The following is a 21,792-nucleotide window of genomic DNA, read 5'->3' as shown; positions in this document are numbered from 1 at the left end:
GCCAGCCTCGTGCTCACGCAGCACGCCTATGATCTGATCCTCGGTAAAACGGCCTCGCCGCATCGCTCGTCTCCATCTGACGAGCTAACTTACCAATGGCATGATTTCCGGGGAGCACGTCATGTGCCATAATCCGCCGCGTTCGTCAACCTCTGCCTCTTGTAGAAAGGCTTTCTACAAGGCCTCTGAAAACCCTCTGAGACCTTCTGAGTGGCTCTTAACCGTCACCTAAAAATTTTTGCATTTGTCGCACGTTTCCTTGCCCTAGACGGTCGCGTTCACCGTCCATCACATAGACAACGACGCGCACCGCGCTCATCTTCGGCTTTGCGACGAGTGGAGTGACAGAGGGGTCTAATAATGGACAGCACTGTATTGGCGGCGATCATCGGGACAGGCGGCGTTATTGTCACCGTTGCAGGCACACTGGCGGGAACCGTGATCGGCAGCCGCCTGAACCAAGCCAGCGCCTTGAAGACCGCCCGCGACATGCTCGAAATAGAGCGGCACAAATACACGCAGGATCGCCTCTGGGACGTACGCAAAGAGGCCTACACGTCCATCATCGCAGGGCTTCGAGCCACAGCGAAGGCCGCGAACGTCGTGAATGACGGCTTCCATGATGGCTACATGGACCCGGAAGAGTATTATCAATCGGACGCCTTTGGCCACGCGAGCCGCGACCTTTGGGATAAATGGCGGTCCACCAAAGAGGAATACGAGCGGGCGCGCCTTCTCCTGAGCGATGCATTCGTGGAGGGGTTCGAGCAGATAGAAGCGCGGTTGGAGGCCGTGGATGAAGACGACATCCCTCCCCTGATTTACGCCACGACACGAGAGATTTTTGATGAAGCTGTCACCCCCATGCTCGAAATCGCGAAGGTCGAAATTGCGCCGCAGCTTCCCGATGTCTTATAGAAAAATCTACCTATATTATTGAATGCATTCGCAGTGACCTCACGAAATTAGATCGTCTAAATCACCATTTTCTATAATATAATTTAAATGGGGACAGAATGTTATGTCTGAAATAACTGACCATATACTATCTGTTGCAAAATCTTCCGGATTTGACACGGAACTTAAGGTCGCGGCCATATTGAGATCCGAGCGATGGTCAGTCAGCCAAAGTGTTTACTACATCGACAAAGATGAGGACAAAGGTCGCGAATTAGACGCGCTTGCCTACTTTGGCTCTCGGTACACCAAAGACGGAGAAGAGGTTACATGTAATATACATCTATGCATTGAGGTAAAAAAGTCAGTGCATCCCTTTATATTCTTCTCAAATTCTCCACGTGAGTATGAAGGGGGAACTGGATACAGCATGCTGAAATGGATGCAGGGCATCGATAACAGCATATTACCATATAGGAATTTCGTAGCCAAACAACCACTAATACGACCTGAAAGAATTTGCAGATCATACACGGTTTCTAAGGGTAGCGGCGAAAGCCAGATTCGGAGTGGCATAATATCCGCCTTCAAGGCGGCGGTACACTGGTCGGAGACAACGGAAGAGCCATACAATGACACGTCAAAGGATTTGAGCCTTTTTATTCCTATCTTGGTTGTCGACGCACCACTTTACGAATGCTATTTTCCCGATGATTCTTCAGAGCTTGTCGCTAAAAAAGCTTCACATTTGGTTTACCTGCAACACTATCATTCAAAGAAATATAGAGAGATAACTACACGAGTTAATGTGGTATCTTTAGATTATTTACCTTCACTTTTAAAAGGCTATAAAGCGTGGTCACAAAATATCGTGGACACGATCAAGGATAGAATGGCTAGCAGAGATTAATCTAAGCAATCTTGAATCAAAAATCGAATTTTTCGAGAAAATGCTGAAGGCCGGATTAGGCTGCAATTGAGATTTCCGCCTCCTTAGCACACGGAAGACTAAAGACCTCGCCTAGACCGGCCTCCCGAACAATTACCGCCAAATGGGCCTCCCAAGCGCCATAGGCCCGCCGCAGATCGTCAATGGGGTCGTGGCGGTCATAGATACGCTCGACGCCCGCAGGGAGCTTGTGAGCCAACATTGCTTCGGCGGTAAGGTGGTCGATGCCAAATCTCCGCGTATTCGACCTGACGGTCCTCCGAAGGTCATGCGGCTTCCAGTGTCCGACAGGACCGCCATTCGCCTCGGTCATTCGTTTGATGAGGCGATCACGGACCTTGTACCAGACGTAGCGCTGCGGCTTTTTGGGATCGTTTTCGCAGGGCAGGACCCATTCTGATCCACCGATCGCCAATGCCCGCCCCCATGCCCCTAGCGGGATCGCGTGGTCCTCACCGTTCTTCACGTCACTGGCCTCACGATACCAGACGCCATCGCGGATCGAAGACGCCTTGGCCTGAGCGATTTCCTGAATGCGGCACGCGGTCAGGAGCATGAGAGCGAAACCCCGGCGATATGTCTCTCGCTCAACGGCCAGCGCCTGAAAGAACAGCCCAATCTCTGCATCCGAGAGCGTGCGCGTATTTTTGCGGTTGCCATGCGCGTCAACCGTCTCATCCGTCGCAAGCTGATGAAGCCGGGTCGCCGGATTGACCTCAAGCGCGATGCTGTCGCTGGCGTCCAGTGAGCAACACCAATTGAAGAAGACCTTGAGTTCGGCGATTAGCCGGTTGGCGCGGACAGGCGCGACCATCGCCTTGGCCTTCACCATCGCGACCAAATGGCTCTCCTTCACCTCGTAGACGGATTTCGCACCAATCCGGGGCTCAATGTCGCGCGTGAAAATGGCGAGCTTGTCTTTGACCGTGCGGGGCTTGGGAACTCGCCGCTCACGCGACGCAGTCCCCTTCCCCACGGCGACCATGTAAAGACGGTGAGCCGCCGTGACGGTCATGATTTCGATCCGCTTGGCCTCACGGCGCGCCTTCCCCGGATCGCGCCCGGCTTCGACCTCAGCGTTGATCGTTCCAGCCCATCGGCGCGCAGCCTGAAGGTTCGTCGCCGGATAGGTGCCGCCCGATTGTTTGACGATCACCCCGGCGTCGCGGGACGGTTGGCCATCAAGATCGCGGGCAGGAACGCGGCGCTTGAACCGCCAGAGCTTTTTGCCGCCGGGAGTGACGTCGAGCGTCAGGCCGGGCGTTTGCGTATCGCTGAGCGATCCGACCGAGTGGGCGGCAAGAATGTTTGCAGTGAGCTTTGACACGAATCGACCCCATTGCGAGGCCACAAATCGGACACAGAGCCGGGCACAAACCGGACACAAAACCTCGCCCGGAGACAGTGAAGACACAGAATTTGTGACACAATAGGTGTCCCGAAATGGCCTAATTTGGCCGACCGTGTCCTACCACTTTTTATGAAATATAGCCGCGAACTCAGTGCCTTGCCTTGTGGACAGTGAGATCGGCGGTGGCTGGGGCGGCAGGATTCGAACCTGCGTATGACGGTACCAAAAACCGTTGCCTTACCGCTTGGCGACGCCCCAGTGGAGAGGCGCGCCTTATACCCGGCGCGCTGCTCTTGAAAAGCCCTTATTCCTTCGAAAAGATCAACCCAGGCGACGCATCCAGCCGTGCGGGTCGGGGGCCTGGCCGCGCTGGATGGCGACCAGTTGTTCGCGCAGGCTGGTGGTCAGTTGGCCGGGACCGCCGCTGCCGATGGTGAAGCGGCCCGCCGGCTCGGCGACGCTGCCGATCGGGGTGACGACGGCGGCTGTGCCGCAGGCGAACGCCTCGACCAGGCGACCGCTGGCGGCGTCGGCGCGCCACTGGTCGATGGCATAGGGCTCCTCGCGCACGGTCAGGCCTTGCGCGCGGGCGATGGTCAGGATCGAATCGCGGGTGATGCCGGGCAGGATCGTGCCGGTCAGCGGCGGCGTCACAAGGCTGCCGTCATCGAACACGAAGAACACGTTCATGCCGCCCAGTTCCTCGACCCAGCGGCGCTCGACCGCATCCAGGAAGACCACCTGGTCGCATCCGTTGGCGATGGCTTCCTTCTGCGCCAGCAGGCTGGCGGCATAGTTGCCCCCGCACTTGGCCGCCCCGGTGCCGCCGGGGGCCGCGCGGGTATAGCCCTGGCTGACCCAGATCGACACCGCAGGCGCGCCGCCCTTGAAATAGGCGCCGACCGACGAGGCGATGACCATGTAGAGATATTCGGCGGAGGGCTTCACACCCAGGAACACCTCGCTGGCGAACATGAAGGGGCGCAGATACAGCGCGCCGCCATCCTGCTCGGGAATCCAGTTCCGCTCGATTTCGACCAGCCGCTCGACCGATTCCAGGAACAGGTTCTCGGGCAATTCGGGCATCGCCATGCGCCGCGCCGAATCCTGGAAGCGACGGGCATTCGCCTCAGGCCGGAACAGTGCCGTGCCGCCATCGGCCAGCCGGTAAGCCTTCATCCCCTCGAAGATTTCCTGCGCGTAATGCAGGACCGACGCGGCCGGATCGAGCTGCAACGGGGCGCGCGCGGTAATCTGCGCATCGTGCCAGCCCTGCTCGTCGCTATAGCGGATCAGGGCCATATGATCGGTGAAGACGCGCCCGAAACCGGGGTCGACCAGACGCGCGGACCGCTCGCTCGCCTCGACCGGGGTCTGGCTGGGATCGAACCGAAACGTAAGGGACTGATGCGCTTCCATGATCATCTCTCTGTTTTGGGTTGCCGTGGCCTAGGGCGTGTGAGTAGACGGGTCAACATGGCTGCCTCGAACCAGTCCGCATCGGCACAATTTCTCCGCGAGCCCGAACTTCGCAGAGGAATGGAGTTGCTGTATTTCGGCAATAGTCACCTCGTACGCTCAATCGATCGCGGCCTCGCCGCGCAGGGGTTGGGCCGTGCCCATCATCGTGCGCTCTATTTCATGGCCCGCAAGCCCGACATGACGGTCAGCGAGCTGCTCTCGCTTCTGGCGATCACTAAGCAATCCCTCGGCCGGGTGCTCAACGAACTGGCGATGCGCGATCTGGTCGAAACGCGGCCGGGCGATCGCGATCGGCGCCAGCGTTTGTTGCGGCTCACCCCGACGGGTGCCGCGATGGAGGCCGAGCTGTTCGACGCGCTGCGCGAAAAGCTGTCCAAGGCCTATGCGAGGGCGGGTCAGCAGGCGGTGACTGGCTTTTGGACCGTGCTGGAAGGGTTCATCCCCGAAAACGAGCGGGCGCGGATCGAGGATTTGCGGTCGAACGACGGCTGAGGTTTTTCGCGCGGTGCCGCGAGGGCGCGACGTGAAGAATGAGGCTCGCGCAGATGCGCGGAGGACGCAGAGACGATATGGCCTGCTCAGCCTCATTCGGCTGCGCCGGGCGATCGATTGATATCGAACATGATGCCGATCATGGACTTGCCGAACTTCGCCCACTGTCCCTTTGGGCTTGATGCCTGCCGTGCAAGGGGACCAACTGCGCAGAGCCGCAATTCCGTCCTCTTGTCCGATCAGCGCCGGGCCGCTTGCGCCATTTCTCGATTACGCCGCTCGGAGGCGGCAACCGTGTCGGCCATGAGCCGCTTGAGCGCATCCCCGGCGTCGAGCACGTTCAGCCCTTCGCGGGTCGAGCCGCCCGGGCTGGCCACGCGGTCCGCCAGGACGGCAGGCGGTGCTTCGGCTCCGATCGCCATGGCCCCTGCCCCGTCGACCGTTGCAAGTGCGAGTTGCTGGGCCAGCGCGGAGTCCAACCCCAAAGCTATACCCGCCTGGGCGAGGGCATCGATAAAGCGGAATACGAAGGCCGGGCCGCATCCGGCCAGTGCGGTGACCGCATCGAACCGTGCTTCATCCTCGACCCAGGGTGCTAGGCCCAGCGGACGGGCAAGCGCATCGGCGGCCGCCCGAACGGCGGGATCGGCCGAACGGGTGTAGAGTGCGGTAACCCCCTGCCCGATCGCGACCGGCAGGTTGGGCATCATCCGCACCACCGCCCCCGCCGGAATCCGGTCGGCCAGCGCCTGTTCCTCGACACCCGCCAGGATCGACAGGAGCAGCGCAGGGTTCAGATGCGCCAGCGTCGGCGCGATGTCATCGAGCTGTTGCGGCTTGAACCCAAGCATCAGGACAGCCGGCGTCTCGTCGACCGGCAGCACGGTCAGCGAGCGGACGCCCTCCGGCGCGCGCGTCCCGCTGCGCGTGATGACGGTGACCTGGGCGGGATCAAGCCCTTCGGCCAGCCAGCGACGCAGCATCGCGCCCGCCATGTTGCCACACCCGACGAGCCAGATCGGCCCCTCGGGGAAACGCGTATCGTTCATGCTAGGCCTCGCCCTGCGTCTCGATCAATGCGGCGGCCAGTGCCTCGCGGGGGGTCTTGCCGCCCCACAGGACGAACTGGAACACGGGGTAGAAACGCTCGCATTCCTCGATCGCCGATTCGACCAGCAACTCGGTCGCAGAGAGCGAGATGGTGCCCTCCTCGCCGCCATCGACCATCGCGGCGTGGCGATACAGCAGGATGCCGCTGTTGGACCACAGCTCGAAATGGCCGATCCACAGCTGTTCGTTCACCAGCGCCAGGGCCTCATAGATGCTGGAGCGGCGATCGTCGGTGACCTTGATGTCGGGAAAGGCCAGGAATTGCAGGACGCTGTCGTCGTCGCGCCACAGCGCGCGCAACTCGTAGCTGGCCCAGCTGCCCTTGACGGTCGCGACGATTTCCTCGTCGTGACGCTCATGCTCCCATCCATGCGCGGCGAAATACGCCTCCAGCATATCGATGGGGGCCGAGTCATCGGCTTCATGATCGGTCGATTCAAGCATAACCGGCCTTTGCGAACAAACCCAGACCGATGCAGGTTGCACCGCTCCGGGTTCCGCCGCAAGCAGCAGCAGGCCGATTTCTGTGGATAGCTGCCCCCGTCACCGACGCAGGCAGCCCTCCCGACACAGGATCAGTGATCAGGATTCGGACCCGACCGTCGACGACGCGCCCAGACGCGCTTCCAGCGCGTCCAGACGGGCCTTCAGTGCATCGGCCTCATCACGCGCGGCGACGGCCATCGCCTTGACGACTTCGAATTCCTCGCGGCTGACGAAATCGAGCCCGCCGATCCATTCGCGCGCGCGGGTGCGTGCACTCGACTCCGCCTCGCGCCCCATCCCCGCGACGGTGCCCGCCAGGCCGTTCATCACCTTGGCGAAATCGTCGAACAGCTTGTTGTCGGCCTGCATATCAAATTCCCGAAAATCGTTTCACAGCATTTGGGAGGTCTGCGCGCCCGGCACAAGCCTTTCCGCATCCGGATTGAGCTGGTCGATCCGCCAGTTGAGCACGCCCGCAAAGGACAGCCAGACCAGATAGGGCACCATCAGCCAGGCCGCGCCCTTGCGGATGCGCGAAAAGGCGATGGTGGTCACGATCGACAGGATCAGGATCGCGACAATGACGAACAGCGCCGCGCTCACCCGATGCGCGCCGAAGAACAGCGGCGTCCATGCCAGGTTCAGCGCGAACTGGACCACGAACAGCCCGATCGCAAGGCCCCGCCCGCGAGCGCCCCGCGCATGAACGATCATCGCCAGCGCCAGCCCGATCATGATATAGAGCGTCGTCCAGACGACGGGGAAGATCCAGCCCGGGGGGTTCAGCTCGGGCTTGGTGAGGGCGACATACCAGCTATTCTCGCTACCCGCCGGCACCACCCGTCCGGACGCGAAGCCCAGCAGCAGGATCAGCGGCACGATGACGATCGCCCAGCGCAGGAAAGACATGCGCAACTGCCCCTTCGACGCGATCGTACCCACTCGTCTCTCTTTCGCCATGATGCCCGCCGGTCTGCCCGAGTGACGGGTTGCCGTAAACGGACAAGGTGAACGTTATCCTACTCGTCCCGTTCAATTTCGGGATGCGGCCACCAGAAACTCGATATTGCCCTCCGGGCCCGTGATCGGGCTCGGCACGACCCCGGCGACGGTCCAGCCGCTGCCCGTCAGCCATGCGACGACCTGATCGCAGACCCGCTGATGCACCGCCGCGTCGCGGACGACCCCGCCCTTGCCGACTTCTTCACGCCCCGCCTCGAACTGCGGCTTGATCAGCGCCAGCAGACGCGCGCCCGGCCCGGCAAAGGTCAGCGGCCGCTCCAGCACCTTGGCCAAGCCGATGAAGCTGGCATCGCAGACGATGATATCGACTGGTTCGGGAATATGCGCCTCGGTCAGGATGCGCGCGCTGGTCTGTTCGTGCACGATCACGCGAGGGTCCTGGCGCAGCGACCAGGCGAGCTGATTGGTGCCGCTGTCCACTGCATAGACGCGCGCCGCGCCTTTTTGCAGCAGCACGTCGGTGAAACCGCCGGTCGAGCTGCCCACGTCGATCGCGACGGCGCCGGTCACGTCCCAGCCGAAATGGTCGAGCCCATGCGCCAGCTTGATGCCGCCACGCGAGACCCAGGGATGATCGCGCCCGCGCACGTCGAGCAAGGCATCCTCGGCCAGTTGCTGGCCGGGCTTGGCGATCTTGGTCTCACCGGAAAAGACGAGCCCCGCCATGATCAGCGCCTGCGCGCGCGAACGGGATTCCACGAGTCCGCGGTCCACGAGCATCTGGTCGACACGCAGCTTGGCCATGCCCCGCCCCTACCCCCCGGCTCCGTCCGTCGCAAGCGGTGTTCCGCTGGACGCGATCCCTATTGCCTATCTTTTTAGTAGGAATATCTTGTGTGTGAGGATCGGGAGTCGTCCCGACCCCATTCGAGGAGATGCCATATGGGTTCGTTCGCATCCTATGAGGCCCGCAAACCCACGGTCCTCACCGTGCCCGGGCTGGGCGGCTCGGGCCGCTCGCACTGGCAAAGCCTGTGGGAAGAGGCTCGACCCGACACGATCCGTGTCGAACTCGGCATGTGGTCGACCCCGCATCGCAACGCCTGGGTCACGCGGCTGGACCAGGCGATCCGGCAGGCACAGGCGCCCGTCATCCTGGCGGCGCATTCGCTCGGCTGTCTGGCGGTGGCGTGGTGGGCCGAATTGTCGCCGCAGCCCTATGGCTGGCCAGTCGCTGGCGCACTGCTGGTCGCGCCGGCCGATGTCGATCGGCCCGATGCGCCGGACGCGCTCAAGGGCTTTGCGCCCAGCCCGCGTACGCCGTTGCCCTTCCCCTCGATCCTGGTCGCCAGCCAGGACGATCCGTGGATCTCGATCGAACGCGCGCACAGCCTGGCGGTCGACTGGGGGAGTCATTTCGTCGATGCTGGGCAGCAGGGGCATATCAATGCCGCCAGCGGTCTCGGCTGGTGGCAGGAGGGGCAGGAACTGCTCGGCCGGGTCATCGCGGCGAGCGGGATGGACCGGCCGACACCCTCGGGGCCATTGCCGCCCAGCGAAGCGCGCGCAGTGCTGGCGGTGAATGCGACGGACGCGGCACAGGCCCATTATCTGGGGCGGTGAGGTTTGTGGCGAAGGTCGAGGCGTGCGCTTCGACTTCGCTCAGCGTGAACGGAGGTGGTCGAAGGCCCCCGCCCCGCTCAGCCTGAGCGACGTAGAAGGGCAAGGGAAAGCATCATGAATCCGCGTTCCCCGGCGAAGGCCGGGGCCCAGTTTCGCCGAAGCTGAGAGAGGATAGTGGCGCTGAGTGGGAGGCTATCACAATGGGTGGCTATAGCCTCCCACGCCAATTCACAATGCGTTCGCCAACGTGCGGAAACTGGGCCCCGACCTTCGCCGGGGAACAGATTTTGCTAAGGGTCAGCGCAGGGCCTTCGACTCCGCTCAGGCGGAACGGAGGTCTTCGTTCCGCTCCGCCTCAACAGCTTCCCGCTCCGCCTCGGCCTTCGCCGCCATCGTCGCGGCCTTCATCCGCCGCCACATCCGCACGTTCACGCCGACCATCATGACCACCGCCAGCGTCGTGAAGACGATGACGGCGGTCCAGCCGCGGATCACGCGCGCGCGCCTTCGGTGACGCTGGCGCTGTTGTGGCGCAGCGCCTTCAGCACCGTCTCGACGATGGCATCGGCGTCCAGGCCAGCCTGGGCATATTGCACCTCGGGCTTGTCCTGATCCTGGAAGACATCCGGCAGGCGCATGGTGCGCAGCTTCAGCCCGCCGTCGATCAGGCCCTCGTCCGACGCCATGGTCAGGACATGCGCACCCAGGCCACCGATCGCATTCTCCTCGATCGTCACCGCGACTTCATGCGTGGTCAGCATCCGGCGGATCAGCGCCTCGTCGAGCGGCTTGGCGAAGCGGAGGTCCGCGACCGAGGTCGACAGCCCCTTGGCCTCCAGCGTGTCGGCGGCCCGCAACGCCTCGGCCAGGCGGGTACCGAGCGACAGGATCGCGACCTTCTTGCCCTCGCGCACGACGCGGCCCTTGCCGATCTCCAGCAGCTCCGCCGTCTCGGGCAGCGCCACGCCGACACCGTTGCCGCGCGGATACCGCACCGCGATCGGCCCGGAATCGTGGTTGACGCAGGTATGGACCATGTGAACCAGTTCCGCCTCGTCGGCGGCGGCCATCACCACCATGTTGGGCAGGCTGGCGAGATAGGTGACGTCGAACGAACCCGCATGGGTCGCGCCGTCCGCGCCGACCAGCCCGGCGCGGTCGATCGCGAAGCGGACCGGCAGGTTCTGGATCGCGACGTCATGAACCACCTGGTCATAGGCGCGCTGGAGGAAGGTCGAATAGATGGCGCAGAAGGGCCGCATGCCCTGCGCCGCCAGCCCCGCCGCGAAGGTCACCGCATGCTGCTCGGCAATGCCGACGTCGAAGAAGCGCTCGGGATGCGTCTGCGCGAAGCGGTCCAGGCCGGTGCCCGAAGGCATGGCCGCGGTGATCGCACAGATGCGCGGATCGCTGTCGGCTTCCTTGGCCAGCGCCTCGCCGAAGACATTCTGGTAGGCGGGCGGTCCCGGCGGCGCCTTGGCCTGGGTGCCGGTGATCACGTCGAACTTCTGCACGCCGTGATACTTGTCCGCCGCCGCCTCGGCCGGGGCATAGCCCTTGCCCTTCTTGGTGACGACATGGATCAGGATCGGGCCCTGCTCGGCATCGCGGACATTCTCGAGCACCGGGATCAGATGGTCGAGATTGTGGCCGTCGATCGGGCCGACATAATAAAAGCCCAGCTCCTCGAACAGCGTGCCGCCCATGGTCATGCCGCGCGCGAACTCGTCGGTCTTTTGCGCCGCCTTCTGGATCGGACGCGGGAAGCGCTTGGCGAGCTTCTTGAGCACGTCGCGCACGCCCAGGAACTCGCGGCTCGACACCATGCGCGACAGATAGGCCGACAGGCCACCCACCGGCGGGGCGATCGACATGTCGTTGTCGTTCAGGATCACGACCAGGCGATTGCCCGCCTGTTCGGCATTGTTCATCGCCTCATAGGCCATGCCCGCCGACATCGCGCCGTCGCCAATCACCGCGATGCCCTTGCCCGGCGTGCCAGCCAGCTTGTTGGCGATGGCAAAGCCGAGCGCGGCCGAGATCGAGGTCGAGCTGTGCGCCGCGCCGAACGGGTCGTATTCGCTTTCCGACCGCTTCGTGAAACCCGACAGGCCGCCGCCCTGGCGGATAGTACGAATCCGCTCGCGCCGCCCGGTCAGGATCTTGTGCGGATAGCATTGATGGCCGACGTCCCAGATCAACCGGTCGTCGGGCGTGTTGAAGACATAATGGAGGGCGACCGTCAGTTCGACGACCCCCAGCCCCGAGCCGAGATGGCCGCCAGTGGTGCCGACCGCCGAGATCGTCTCGGTCCGCAATTCGTCGGCGAGCTGCCGCAGCTGTTCGGGGGCGAGCCGACGCAGGTCGTCGGGCGTGTGAACCGTGTCGAGCAGCGGGGTCTGAGGAATGTCTGCCATCCGACCGGCTTATCCCAGCAAATCGGTGGTGTCGATTGTAACTGTTCACGTCTTCGTCATTGACGATGGCCGAAAATTGCCCCGAAAAGATGCGATGCTTCGTTTCCGCTGGGCCGACCCCGCCGACATTCCCGCCATAGCCATGTTGATGGACCGTGCCATTTCGGTGCTGCAGCAGGATTTCCTGTCGCCGGAAGAAATCGTCGCCAGCCGCTCCGTCATGGGACTGGATACGCAGTTGATCGCCGACGGCACGTATCTGCTCGCTGAACGGGACGGGCGATTGGCCGCCTGTGGCGGATGGAGCGCGCGGGCGACGCTCTATGGCGGTGATCATAGCCATGGCCTGCGCGATGCCGCGATGCTCGATCCGGCGATCGACCCCGCGCGCATCCGGGCGATGTATGTCGATCCCGACTTCGCCCGGCAGGGACTGGGCCGCGCCATCCTCGAGCGGTGCGAGGCGGCAGCGCGCGAGGCGGGCTTTGCCGCGGCCGAGATGATGGCAACGCTGGCGGGAGAGCCGCTCTACCGCGCCTGCGGCTATACGCCGATCGAATCGATCCGCTCCGCCCCCGTCCATGGGGTGCAGGTGCCCCTCATCCGCATGGGCAAGCCGCTTTAGCCGCCGACCTGCGCCCTCAGGCGGGGAAAGACATCCTCGATCGGCCGCGTGTCGGGCAGGATATAGACATAGCCGCCCTTCTTGCGGAACGCCGGCCGCAACTGCCGGGCGTAAAACGCCTGGGGGACATTGATGCAGCCAAAGGTGATGCGGTTGTCGTCGGGCGTCGGCGACAGCATCCGCTCGCGCCGCTTCTCCCGTGCGCCCGCATCCTTCGGGATCGGATGCAGCGCGACCGATGTCGCATAGTCGACCCACAACACCCGCTGACCCGCCACCGGCAGGCCGAACTTCGCCAGATAGCGTCCGGCGGGAGTCGTCTTCTCGGCCGGACCGAGCGAGGCCAGCGTCTTGGTGCCGACGCCGGGGCTCGCCTCGTCGCCCGGCATGATGCCGATCAGGACGGGGACCGCCGCCTGCCGGGTGCCATTGGCGGCGAACAGGAACAGCGTGGCGTTCACCTTGTCGACCACCGCCCAGGGGAGGCCGCGATTGTCCTGCGCCCCCGATACCCAGTCGATCACCCGCTGCGCCGCCGGTGACGGGGTCAGAACGGGATCGGAGACCACGACGGGCGCGGGCTTCGACTTCGGCTTTGCCTTGGACTTCGAGGCGACCTTGCGCGCAGTGGCCTTGGCCGGTTCGACGGGGCGCGCCTCGACAACCGAGGGGGCCAGCAGGGTCAGGCCCGCCAGCGACAGGATCAGGGATTTCATCGAGGCGGGAATATCATCGAGACGGCATACTCAGGCAAAAGGCCAGCCCCTCCCCCGGACGAGGGGGAGGGACCGGCATGGCGTTCGGCGACCGGGATCGCCCGGACCTGCGTTATCAGTGGCGCGGGCGACGCGCGGGCTTCTGCTCCTGCACGGTCAGCCGCTGCTCGACGCCGTCGACACGGCCGCCCAGCTGATCGAGACGCTGGCCATTGGCCTGGGCCTGGCCCGATGCGGCCTGCGCCTCGGCCAGTGCGGCCTTGGCAGTGCCGTCGGTCTGCTGGAGCCGCTGTTCGAGTCCATCGACACGCTGGCTGACCGGCGCGATCTGTTCACGCACGAAGGACTTCGTCGCGCAGCCACCAAGGCTGACAGCCCCTGCGAGCGTCACGAGCGCGAGCACGGATTTGGATGCAAAAGCAGTCATAACAGTTCTTTCAATCGTTAACCAACCGCAACAACGAAGCGGAGCGGGAAAAGTTCGACAATCCCCAATCTGTTCGACCGTGCCAGTTATTCGACCAAATGATTACTGTCGATTTGTTCATCTTGCCATTTTTTCATCTTAAATCTGTTAAGATGAGGTTCATCTATTAGCGGTCGCGGCCGCCTCTTTTCGCAAACGGATCGCGGGGGATATCGTCGGCGGCTTGCGTCATGCGCGATGGCTTGGCGGGGGCAAGCTTGCGCGCCGCCACGCACTGGCGCAGGGCCGCGATCGCCGCGCCGCTGCCATCCAGCGACAGTCGTTCGACCGGTACGTCGCCGCGCGCAATGTCCAGCCGCTGGGACTTCGCCAGATAGGTCGGAAAGGCCGTCTCGAAGCTGGAGACGAAGCCCCGCTTGCCGTCCGCCTCGAGTCCCACCGCGAAATGACGGGGATAGCCGCCGTTCGTCAGCCGGAAGTCGAGCGACAGCTTTTCCCTGGGCTTGATCGACCAGTTGTCGTTCAGGACGGTCAGATGGTTCGACCCGTCGCGGTCCAGCCCCAGCAGCAGCGTCGTGTCGCCCGGCCGGTCATAGATGCGGGTCAGGAAACACCCCTGCCCGTCCTCGCTGGGCGCCAATGTCCAATCGCCCAGGGCTTTCCCCGGCACATCGGCGGCGACCACCGGGGTGCCAGCCGACAAGGTCGCCAGCGACAGGACAAGGGCGGCCAGATGGGAACGGTTGATGGTCATGCTGTTCGATCCTCCGCCTCGACCCTAGCGAGGCATGAGGGTCTTGGCCAAGCCCCGCGCCCGTCGCGGTCCTCAGACCATTCGCTCGCGCACCACCCGCTCCAGCACGTCGAGCGGCATCGCCCCCAGCGTCAGGACCCGGTGGAAAACCTTGGGGTCCCACTTCGCCCCCGCCTTGGCTTTCGCTTCGTCGCGCAGCCGCGTCCAGACGGTATGCCCGATCTTGTAGCTGCACGCCTGCCCCGGCCAGACGGTGTAGCGGTCGATCTCCCCCTGGCTGCGACCGCGCGCGATGCCGGTGGTGGCGATCAGATAGTCGGTCGCCTTCTCGCGGCTCCACCGCTTGGCGTGCATGCCCGAATCGACGACCAGTCGCGTGGCACGGAACAGCAGCGATTGCAGATACCCTACCTGACCGAGCGGATTGCCTTCGTACATCCCCATCTCATCGGCCAGTTGCTCGGAATAGAGCGCCCACCCTTCCGAATAGCCCGAATAGAAACCACGCCTGCGGATCAGTGGAATATCCTGGCTTTCCAACGCTGACATGACCTGCAGGTGATGGCCGGGCACCGCCTCGTGATAGGTCAGCGTCGCCAGACCGAATTTGGGCCGGTCGAACGTGTCGCGCAGGTTGATGAAATAGATGGCGGGTCGCGAACCGTCGAGCGAGGCCGACTGGTAATAGCCGCCCGGCGCGCCTGCCTGGATCACCTCGGGCACGCGCCGAATCTCGACCGGCGCCTTGGGCAGGACGGCGAATTGTTCGGGCAGGCGGCGGGTCATGGCGGTGACCTGCGCACGCAACTGCTCCAGCAAGGCCTCGCGACCGGGATCGGTGTTGGGATAAAGCTGATCCGGGCGCTGGTTGAGCGCGACCAGCCGTTCGCCCACGCTGCCCTGGCCCATGCCCTGCGCCTTCAGGATCGCATCGATCCGGCCGCCGATCTCGGCGACCTGCGCCAGGCCGAGCCGATGGATATCGTCACCCGACATTTCGGTGGTCGTCGCGGCGGCCGCGGCGGCGGTATAATAGGCCTCGCCATCGGGCAGCCGCCAGACACCCGCATCATGCACCGCCCGACCGCGCAACTCGGTCACGAGGCCGCGTTGCCGGTCGAGCGCGGGGAAGACCTTGTCCGCCATCAGCCGGGCGACCGCCTGGGCCCGCTCGGGCGGCAGGTTGGCGGCCTTCAGCTTCGCGGCCAAGTCGGTCGCGGGACCGGTCGCCTCGGGCGCCTTGTCACGCACGGCAGCGAGTTGCTTGAGCGTGGTGTCGAGGATGTAGTCGGGGGCAAAGACGCCCTTGCCCGCATCCTGCCGCTGGCGCTCCGTCTCCGCATCGATCGCGGTCGCGAAAGCCTCGACCCGTGCGACATAGGCGTCGGCATCGGCGGCGTTGGTGACGCGGTGCTGGCTCGCCAGGAAGTCGGGCACGTCGCGATACGCCCCGGACAACTGGCTGAGCACATAGGGCGCATACCGCCCCGCGCTGGCGCCATAAGCAAACCGCTCGCCCGCGATCACCCGGTCCAGGCCATAGCCGACAATGTCGTAATCGAGCCGTGCCGCTTCGCCCAGGGCGTCGCGCGGGATCGTGCGCAGCGCGGCGCGTTCCTGGCTGGCGCGGGCGAACTGGCGCGCCTCACCCGCGCGCGAAGCATCGCCCAGCCGGGATTTCAGCGCGGCGCGCGGCCCCGTGTCCAGCCCAAGCGAGGTCGCCTGTTCCGGACTATCGTCCAGCCGGGCATAGAAGAAACGGTCCAGCATCGCCCGCAATTCGGCATCACGCGCCCCACTTGCAGCCTGTGCGAAACGCGGCAGCGCGGTGGTCGCGGCGACAAGACTGGCGGAGGCGAGAAACTGGCGACGCTGCATGAAGTCTTACCCGTGACATTGGTGTTGGATCAAAGGCTAAGCTGCTGATCCTCCGAAGCAAAGCTAATAATCCGCGCCCGTCGGCGGCAAGCCCTGCACCGTTTCTGCATCGATAGCGGATGAAATGCACAGGGCGCGCACCACCCGCTCTGGACCGCGCCCCCGCATGGCGTGAGCCGACAAGGGAGTTCGGCATGACCGTCACGACATCCAGACGCTTCACCTTCCACGCAAAGCTGATCGGCGCCGTCGCGCTGATCGGGCTGGCGCATTTGTTTTTCTATGGCGAGGAGCCGGGCTGGACGCTGGGCGGCTTCGCGCTTGCCTGGACGATCATGCTGGTGTTGCTGCGCGCCGACGTCCGGGCCAGCCGAGCGGCGCGGGGTGCGGTCGCGGTGGCGGTGCTGTTCGGCGTTTTGCTGGTCGATGATCCAGGGCCGCTGAAATGGCTGTTGTTCGGGGTTTCGATCGGCATGGCGACGCTGTTGCCGCTGCGGCGGTTCGACGACGCGCGCCAATGGGCCGGACGGTTGTTCGTCCACGGCATCGGCAGCATCGCCGCCCCGTTCCGCGACGCTGCCCGCATCATGCGTGTCCGCCGCCGCCCCGGACGGAGCGCCGTCGCGCTGGCGGCGATACTGGTCTTGCCCGTGCTAGGCAGCGCGCTGTTCCTGACCCTGTTCGCCCAGGCCAATCCCCTGATCGAACGGGCTTTTGCCGCGATCCGTTTCCCCGATCTCTCCGATGTGTTGGCCCGCGCATTGTTTTCGCTGGTCTTCCTGGTGATGGTCTGGTCGAGCCTGCGCCCGCGCCGGACGCTGTTGCCGCCGGGCTTGGTGACATGGAACAGCGGGGCCGCCTTGCCACAAATGGGGCGTGCGACCCTGGTCCTGTCGCTCGTCACCTTCAACCTGATCTTCGCGGTTCAGAACGCGCTCGACCTTGCCTTTCTGTGGAGCGGCACGCCCCTGCCCCGTGGCGTGACGCTGGCCGATTATGCGCATCGCGGCGCCTATCCGCTGATCGTCACCGCCTTGCTGGCGGGCGGGTTCGTGCTGCTGGCCGGGCGGTCGCGGGATCGGCTGGTCCGCCGCCTGATCCTGCTATGGATCGCGCAGAACCTGCTGCTCGTCGCCTCCAGCATCCTGCGGACCATCGACTATATCGCCGCCTTTTCGCTCAGCGGGTGGCGGATCGCGGCGCTTGCCTGGATGGGTCTGGTCGCGCTGGGGCTGGTCCTGATCGTCTGGCGGATGTTGCGGGGGCGATCGGTGCGGTGGCTGGTCAACGCCAATGCGCTGGCCGCCGGCGTCGTGCTGACCGCCGGATGCGCCAGCGACCTGGGGGCGATCGCCGCACGCTGGAACGTCGCCCATGCCCGGAGCGCGAAGGATATCGACCTTTGCTATCTTGATCAGTTGGGCGCTTCGGCACTGCTGCCGCTGATCGCCCTCGAACGGCGGGCGGCAGGGCCTATCCTGCGCGACCGCACCGGTTACATCATCGCACGGATCATGTCGGAAACGCGGGCCCAGCAGGCGAACTGGCATAGCTGGACCTGGCGCAACGCCCGGCGGATGGCGGCGGCGGAGAAACGGATCGGCCTGCGCCCGGCCCCCGCCCCGCGCCTGTGCGGCGGCGAGCCGTGGCCGGTCGATCCAGCCGAAGAACAGCCCAAGTTGACGAGCGGGTCCCGGCCGTGATCCTGTGCCCCATGCCCCGCACGATCCTGGTCGCCGACGACGATCCCAATATCCGTCAACTGCTCGTCTTCGCGCTCGGCAAGGCGGGGCTCGACACGATCGAGGCCGCAGACGGCGAGGCGGCGCTGGCCGAGGTCGCCGCGCGCCGGCCCGATCTGGTCGTGCTGGACATCAACATGCCGCGCATGGACGGGCTGGAGGTCTGTCGCCGCCTGCGCAGCGACGGCGACACGCCGATCCTGTTCCTGTCGTCGCGCGATGACGAGATCGACCGGGTGCTGGGGATCGAGCTGGGCGCGGACGATTATGTCGTGAAGCCCTTTTCCCCGCGCGAGGTGGTGGCGCGGGTGATGGCGATCCTGCGCCGCACCCATGCCCACCCCCCGACGGTCGAGAGTGCCGGGGCGCTGATCCGGCATGGCCGGCTGACGCTGGACATAGAGGGGTGGCAGGCGCGCTGGGCCGGGGTCGACATAGCCCTGACCGTGACCGAATTCTCGATCCTGCGCACGCTGGCGGTGATGCCCGCCAAGGTGTTCGGCCGTGACGCGATCATCGACCGGCTGCACGGCCCCGGCTTTGCCGTCACCGACCGGACGATCGACAGCCATATCCGCAACCTGCGCGCCAAGTTCGCCGAGCGGGGCGGCACCGATGTGATCGAGACACGGGCCGGGATCGGGTATCGGCTGGGGGCGTGCAGCGGCGAGGCGGCGTGATCGGTCGCGCTGCATTACGGGCCAAGTCCTGGGCCAAGCGCCACTGGCCGCGCCTGTCGCTGCGCACCTATCTCTTCGCCAGCTTCTTCCTGGTCGCCGCCCTCCCCGGTGTCGGGGCGGTGGCGTTGCGCGTCTACGAGAATACGCTTGTCCGCCAGACCGAGGTCGAACTGGTGGCGCAAGGGGCCGCACTCGCCGCCAGCGCCACCGCCTTATGGCCCGCCGCGCCGCCGGGACGGCCCGTGACGCGGGTCGTGGCGGATAGCGGCGGCCCTTACGGCGGCGCGGTCGCCACGGCGGTCGACCTGAACGCCACGCCGATCCTGCCCGAACGCCCGCGACCACAGCCCGCGACAGGGGTAGCACCGGACGCACTGGCCGCCGCCACCCGCCTCGCGCCGGTCCTGGCGACGACGCGGCAGACCACGCTGGCGTCGATCATCCTGCTCGACCGCGATGGGCGCATCGTCACCGGCTCGGCGCTTCGCGGTGACTATCGGTCGCTGCCCGAGGTGGCCGCCGCGCTGACCGGGCTGCCCCGCACCGTCCTGCGCCGCGATGCCCGCTACCGGGCGATCTATCGCTTCGACTGGCTATCGCGTGCCGCCGCGACGCGGGTGCATCATGCACGGCCGATCCTGGTCGACGGCCGCGTCGTCGGCGTCCTGCTGCTCTCACGATCGGCGCGGTCGCTGTTCGTCGGCCTGTATCAGGACTGGGGCAAGATCGTCATCGGCATATTGAGTATCCTGGGGGTGCTGATCCTGCTGTCGGGCCTGTTGTCGCGCGGCATCGCCCGCCCCATCGAGGAATTGCAGGGTGCCGCACGCGACGTGGCGGCCGGGCGCGGTTCCGTACCCGCCATTCCCGCAACCGCCGCCATCGAGATCCAAGACCTCTACCGCGACTTCGCCGCCATGGCGCAGGCGATCGAAGCCCGCTCGCTCTACCTGCGCAACTTCGCCTATGCGGTCAGCCATGAGTTCAAGACGCCGCTGACCGGTATCCGCGGCGCGATCGAACTGCTCCAGGATCATGGTGCGACAATGTCCGACGCCGAGCGCCGCCGGTTCCTGGCCAATGCCGATGCCGATGCCGGGCGGTTGACCCTGTTGGTCTCGCGGCTGCTCGATCTGGCGCGCGCGGACATGACGGTCGCGGCGGACGGGGAAAGCGACGTCGTCGCGGTCGCGTTGAAGCTGGCCGACGCCCATCGCCGCGCGACTTTATCCATCATGGTCGACGCGGATTCGCCCGCCATCGCCGCCGTCATCGCGCCCGACACGCTGGAGGCCGTGCTGACCACGCTGATCGAGAACGCCGCTCAGGCGGGGGCCGATACCATCACGATCCGCATCGCGGCGGGCGATCCCGTCACCGTTTCCGTTATCGACAATGGCGGCGGTATCCCGCCTGGCGACCGGGCGCGGATCTTCGAGCCCTTCTTCACCTCGCGTCGGACCAGTGGCGGAACGGGGCTTGGCCTGTCGATCGCGCGGGCGCTGTTGGCGGGATCGGGCGGCACGCTGTCGCTGGGTGAGGCGGCTCGCGGAACCGTCATGGCCCTGACCCTGCCCGCCACTCAGCGATAACGACCCATCACCACCTTCAGCACGACCGGCCGGTCGATGATGTTGATGCCATAATCGGTCTGGTCGCCGTTCCAGACCCGGTCCATGACCCAGCGACCTTGCGCGAAATGCCCTTCCTCGACACGGACGACCATCGCACGGGGATCGGGTGTCGCGGGCTCGAAGCGGGCGCGGACGTGATCGCCCACCATCAAGAATTCGTCACGTGACAGTTGGACGACGGCCATACCGCCGACCGGCTCGGCCTTCCACGGCGCGGGATCGGACTTCAGCCAGGTCCAGCTCTTTTCGCCGAACTGCCACTGACCGAACTCGGCACGGATGCGCCAGTCACCCAGCACCGTCTGACGATCGCTGCCGTCGTCGGGCTTGGCGGCGCCCCAGGTCGGATGCTCATAGGCCGCCTGCGCCCAATCGCGCATCACGCCCGCGATCGCGCCATAGGGGCCGGCAAAGGCGTCGAGGGTGGCGGCATCCAGCGCTCGCGCCCCCAGCGGATAATTGAAGAAGCCCGTGTCATCCATGCCGAACGGCGCGAACCCGATCGCATTGCGGCCCAGCGCGTCATAGAAATAGCGCGCGAACTCGCGCCCATTGCCGATCTCGGGCACCAGCAACGGATTGTCGGCGCGGGCAAAGGCGTCGAGGTACAGGGCGACATTGCCGCTGGCCCGGTCGTAGATATCGGGTGCCTCGGCATCGATCGCGGGCGCAGCGACCTTCCAGATGTCGAGCACGTCCTGCTGCGGTCCGCCACTGGCCACCCCGTCGGGGTCGGGGACGTTGGAAGGGCCCGCCAGCGCCGCATTGACATACATGGGCAGCGGCTTGACCGCCTTCCCCGCGGCCACGATCTCGTCGATGTAGCGCGCGGTATACCAGGTATTGAAAGCCCGGTCCGCCTGCGCCCCGAACACCGTCCGCCAATCGCCGCGCGGCTTGCCCAGCTTGCGGGTCAGCGTCTCGGGTACGGCCTGCGCAAACAAGCGTTGCGCCATGTCCGAAAAATCGCGCGGGTTGCGATAGCTGCCGACCTCATTCTCCGGCTGGACCATGATGACGGTATTTTGGGCGTCATGGTCGCGCAGATAGGTCATCAGCGCGACGAATGCGCGTTTGTCCGCCTCCAGGGTGGTGCGCGCCATCGGCGACAGGGCATAATGATCCTTGCCGTCGCGCGTCTTCATCCGGGGGAAGCGCCGGTTGTCCAGCTTGACCCAATCGGGAGTGTAACCGGGCGAGGTGTTCTTCCAGGTCGCGAACCAGAGCAGCACGACCCGCTTGTCATGCGCGCGCGCCTGTTCGAGCAGGGTCTGGACGAAGGAAAAGTCGAACCGGCCTTCTTCGGGCTCGATCTGTTGCCACGCGACGGGAATTTCGATCGTGTTGGCATGGATGCGGTCCAGCATCGGCCAGACTTGCGGCAACGCTGCGGCATAATTGCTGGAATTGTTGACCTGTGCGCCCAGCATCAGGAACGGGCGGCCATCGACCATCAGGGCGTGGCGACCGCCGTTGCTGACGATCCTCGGCACCTGCGTGGACTGCGCTGATAACGGCATGGCCCATCCCAATGCCAACATCGCCCATGTCATTGCCCGGCGCATC

The 21,792-nt window shown here is 64.9% G+C and carries 22 protein-coding genes and 1 tRNA gene; 8 read left to right on the top strand and 15 right to left on the bottom strand.

The window, feature by feature from the left end:
* Positions 1 to 360 precede the first annotated feature (360 nt).
* Together U1703_RS15515 and U1703_RS15510 are read left to right on the top strand one after the other, a co-directional pair.
* Positions 361 to 918 carry a hypothetical protein gene (locus U1703_RS15515; protein ID WP_332786403.1) on the top strand — a complete coding sequence of 186 codons (558 nt, stop codon included), beginning with the start codon at positions 361 to 363 and terminating at the stop codon, positions 916 to 918.
* A gap of 103 nt (positions 919 to 1,021) precedes the next feature.
* Entirely contained in the window at positions 1,022 to 1,807 is a 786-nt protein-coding gene (locus U1703_RS15510; protein WP_332786402.1) for a hypothetical protein, read from the top strand.
* A gap of 55 nt (positions 1,808 to 1,862) precedes the next feature.
* Here the strand turns inward: U1703_RS15510 and U1703_RS15505 are convergent, their stop codons facing one another.
* The 3 genes from U1703_RS15505 to U1703_RS15495 all read right to left on the bottom strand — a co-directional run bounded on the left by U1703_RS15505 (position 1,863) and on the right by U1703_RS15495 (position 4,616).
* A complete protein-coding gene (locus U1703_RS15505; protein WP_332786401.1) occupies positions 1,863 to 3,173 on the bottom strand; it encodes a tyrosine-type recombinase/integrase in 1,311 nt (436 codons plus the stop codon).
* 207 nt (positions 3,174 to 3,380) lie between these two features.
* Positions 3,381 to 3,455 (bottom strand) — tRNA-Gln (locus U1703_RS15500).
* Between the two features lie 63 nt (positions 3,456 to 3,518).
* Positions 3,519 to 4,616, bottom strand: coding sequence for a branched-chain amino acid aminotransferase (locus U1703_RS15495; protein ID WP_320450760.1), 1,098 nt, complete (start codon positions 4,614 to 4,616; stop codon positions 3,519 to 3,521).
* 57 nt (positions 4,617 to 4,673) lie between these two features.
* Between U1703_RS15495 and U1703_RS15490 the strand changes: the two genes are divergently transcribed.
* Positions 4,674 to 5,171: a MarR family transcriptional regulator gene (locus U1703_RS15490; RefSeq protein WP_320450759.1), complete on the top strand. Its 498-nt coding sequence runs from the start codon at positions 4,674 to 4,676 to the stop codon at positions 5,169 to 5,171.
* Between the two features lie 239 nt (positions 5,172 to 5,410).
* Here U1703_RS15490 and proC read toward each other — a convergent pair whose 3' ends face one another.
* The 5 genes from proC to U1703_RS15465 all read right to left on the bottom strand — a co-directional run bounded on the left by proC (position 5,411) and on the right by U1703_RS15465 (position 8,534).
* Positions 5,411 to 6,220 carry a pyrroline-5-carboxylate reductase gene (proC, locus tag U1703_RS15485; RefSeq protein ID WP_332786400.1) on the bottom strand — a complete coding sequence of 270 codons (810 nt, stop codon included), beginning with the start codon at positions 6,218 to 6,220 and terminating at the stop codon, positions 5,411 to 5,413.
* 1 nt (position 6,221) lies between these two features.
* The gene (locus U1703_RS15480) at positions 6,222 to 6,725 is read right to left on the bottom strand and encodes a type III secretion system chaperone family protein (RefSeq protein WP_320450757.1); all 504 of its coding nucleotides are present in this window, start codon (positions 6,723 to 6,725) and stop codon (positions 6,222 to 6,224) included.
* 138 nt (positions 6,726 to 6,863) lie between these two features.
* A complete protein-coding gene (locus U1703_RS15475) occupies positions 6,864 to 7,136 on the bottom strand; it encodes an accessory factor UbiK family protein (protein WP_332786399.1) in 273 nt (90 codons plus the stop codon).
* Between the two features lie 21 nt (positions 7,137 to 7,157).
* Positions 7,158 to 7,676, bottom strand: a complete 519-nt coding sequence (locus U1703_RS15470; RefSeq protein WP_443025823.1) for a TspO/MBR family protein — start codon at positions 7,674 to 7,676, stop codon at positions 7,158 to 7,160.
* A 123-nt stretch (positions 7,677 to 7,799) separates the two neighbouring features.
* Positions 7,800 to 8,534, bottom strand: coding sequence for a TlyA family RNA methyltransferase (locus U1703_RS15465; RefSeq protein ID WP_332786397.1), 735 nt, complete (start codon positions 8,532 to 8,534; stop codon positions 7,800 to 7,802).
* A gap of 138 nt (positions 8,535 to 8,672) precedes the next feature.
* Between U1703_RS15465 and U1703_RS15460 the strand changes: the two genes are divergently transcribed.
* The gene (locus U1703_RS15460) at positions 8,673 to 9,353 is read left to right on the top strand and encodes an RBBP9/YdeN family alpha/beta hydrolase (protein WP_320450753.1); all 681 of its coding nucleotides are present in this window, start codon (positions 8,673 to 8,675) and stop codon (positions 9,351 to 9,353) included.
* Between the two features lie 321 nt (positions 9,354 to 9,674).
* On the opposite strand, the gene U1703_RS15455 is transcribed toward U1703_RS15460, so the two are convergent.
* Positions 9,675 to 9,848: a hypothetical protein gene (locus U1703_RS15455; protein WP_332786396.1), complete on the bottom strand. Its 174-nt coding sequence runs from the start codon at positions 9,846 to 9,848 to the stop codon at positions 9,675 to 9,677.
* Positions 9,845 to 11,770 (bottom strand): 1-deoxy-D-xylulose-5-phosphate synthase, encoded by a 1,926-nt coding sequence (dxs, locus tag U1703_RS15450; RefSeq protein ID WP_332786395.1) that lies wholly within the window; start codon positions 11,768 to 11,770, stop codon positions 9,845 to 9,847. The genes U1703_RS15455 and dxs overlap by 4 nt, the downstream gene beginning before the upstream one ends.
* A gap of 94 nt (positions 11,771 to 11,864) precedes the next feature.
* Here dxs and U1703_RS15445 point away from each other — a divergent pair, with 94 nt between their 5' ends.
* Complete coding sequence (locus U1703_RS15445) at positions 11,865 to 12,395, top strand: GNAT family N-acetyltransferase (RefSeq protein WP_332786394.1); 531 nt, start codon at positions 11,865 to 11,867, stop codon at positions 12,393 to 12,395.
* On the opposite strand, the gene U1703_RS15440 is transcribed toward U1703_RS15445, so the two are convergent.
* From U1703_RS15440 to U1703_RS15425, 4 genes are all read right to left on the bottom strand, one after another.
* On the bottom strand, positions 12,392 to 13,111 hold the full coding sequence (locus U1703_RS15440) for a hypothetical protein (RefSeq protein WP_332786393.1): 720 nt from the start codon (positions 13,109 to 13,111) through the stop codon (positions 12,392 to 12,394). The genes U1703_RS15445 and U1703_RS15440 overlap by 4 nt on opposite strands.
* A gap of 115 nt (positions 13,112 to 13,226) precedes the next feature.
* The gene (locus tag U1703_RS15435; RefSeq protein WP_320450748.1) at positions 13,227 to 13,538 is read right to left on the bottom strand and encodes a hypothetical protein; all 312 of its coding nucleotides are present in this window, start codon (positions 13,536 to 13,538) and stop codon (positions 13,227 to 13,229) included.
* 166 nt (positions 13,539 to 13,704) lie between these two features.
* Positions 13,705 to 14,292: a hypothetical protein gene (locus U1703_RS15430; RefSeq protein ID WP_332786392.1), complete on the bottom strand. Its 588-nt coding sequence runs from the start codon at positions 14,290 to 14,292 to the stop codon at positions 13,705 to 13,707.
* Between the two features lie 72 nt (positions 14,293 to 14,364).
* Positions 14,365 to 16,170 carry a DUF885 domain-containing protein gene (locus U1703_RS15425; protein WP_332786391.1) on the bottom strand — a complete coding sequence of 602 codons (1,806 nt, stop codon included), beginning with the start codon at positions 16,168 to 16,170 and terminating at the stop codon, positions 14,365 to 14,367.
* A gap of 194 nt (positions 16,171 to 16,364) precedes the next feature.
* Between U1703_RS15425 and U1703_RS15420 the strand changes: the two genes are divergently transcribed.
* From U1703_RS15420 to U1703_RS15410, 3 genes are read left to right on the top strand one after another with little or no spacing between them, the layout of a single operon-like run.
* The gene (locus U1703_RS15420; RefSeq protein ID WP_332786390.1) at positions 16,365 to 17,873 is read left to right on the top strand and encodes a DUF4153 domain-containing protein; all 1,509 of its coding nucleotides are present in this window, start codon (positions 16,365 to 16,367) and stop codon (positions 17,871 to 17,873) included.
* Between the two features lie 11 nt (positions 17,874 to 17,884).
* Positions 17,885 to 18,592, top strand: coding sequence for a response regulator transcription factor (locus U1703_RS15415; RefSeq protein WP_332786389.1), 708 nt, complete (start codon positions 17,885 to 17,887; stop codon positions 18,590 to 18,592).
* The gene (locus U1703_RS15410) at positions 18,589 to 20,184 is read left to right on the top strand and encodes a sensor histidine kinase (protein ID WP_332786388.1); all 1,596 of its coding nucleotides are present in this window, start codon (positions 18,589 to 18,591) and stop codon (positions 20,182 to 20,184) included. Before U1703_RS15415 ends, U1703_RS15410 begins: the two co-directional genes overlap by 4 nt.
* Here U1703_RS15410 and U1703_RS15405 read toward each other — a convergent pair.
* On the bottom strand, positions 20,175 to 21,779 hold the full coding sequence (locus U1703_RS15405) for a DUF5597 domain-containing protein (protein WP_443025821.1): 1,605 nt from the start codon (positions 21,777 to 21,779) through the stop codon (positions 20,175 to 20,177). The two genes, U1703_RS15410 and U1703_RS15405, sit on opposite strands and share 10 nt — an antisense overlap.
* Positions 21,780 to 21,792: the final 13 nt, after the last annotated feature.

Origin of the sequence: Sphingomonas flavida, from assembly GCF_036663655.1 — a bacterium.
In the GTDB taxonomy this organism is placed as follows: Bacteria; Pseudomonadota; Alphaproteobacteria; order Sphingomonadales; family Sphingomonadaceae; genus Sphingomonas.
The sequence above is the reverse complement of the archived record's forward strand: the minus strand, read 5'-3'. Positions and strand labels throughout refer to the sequence as shown.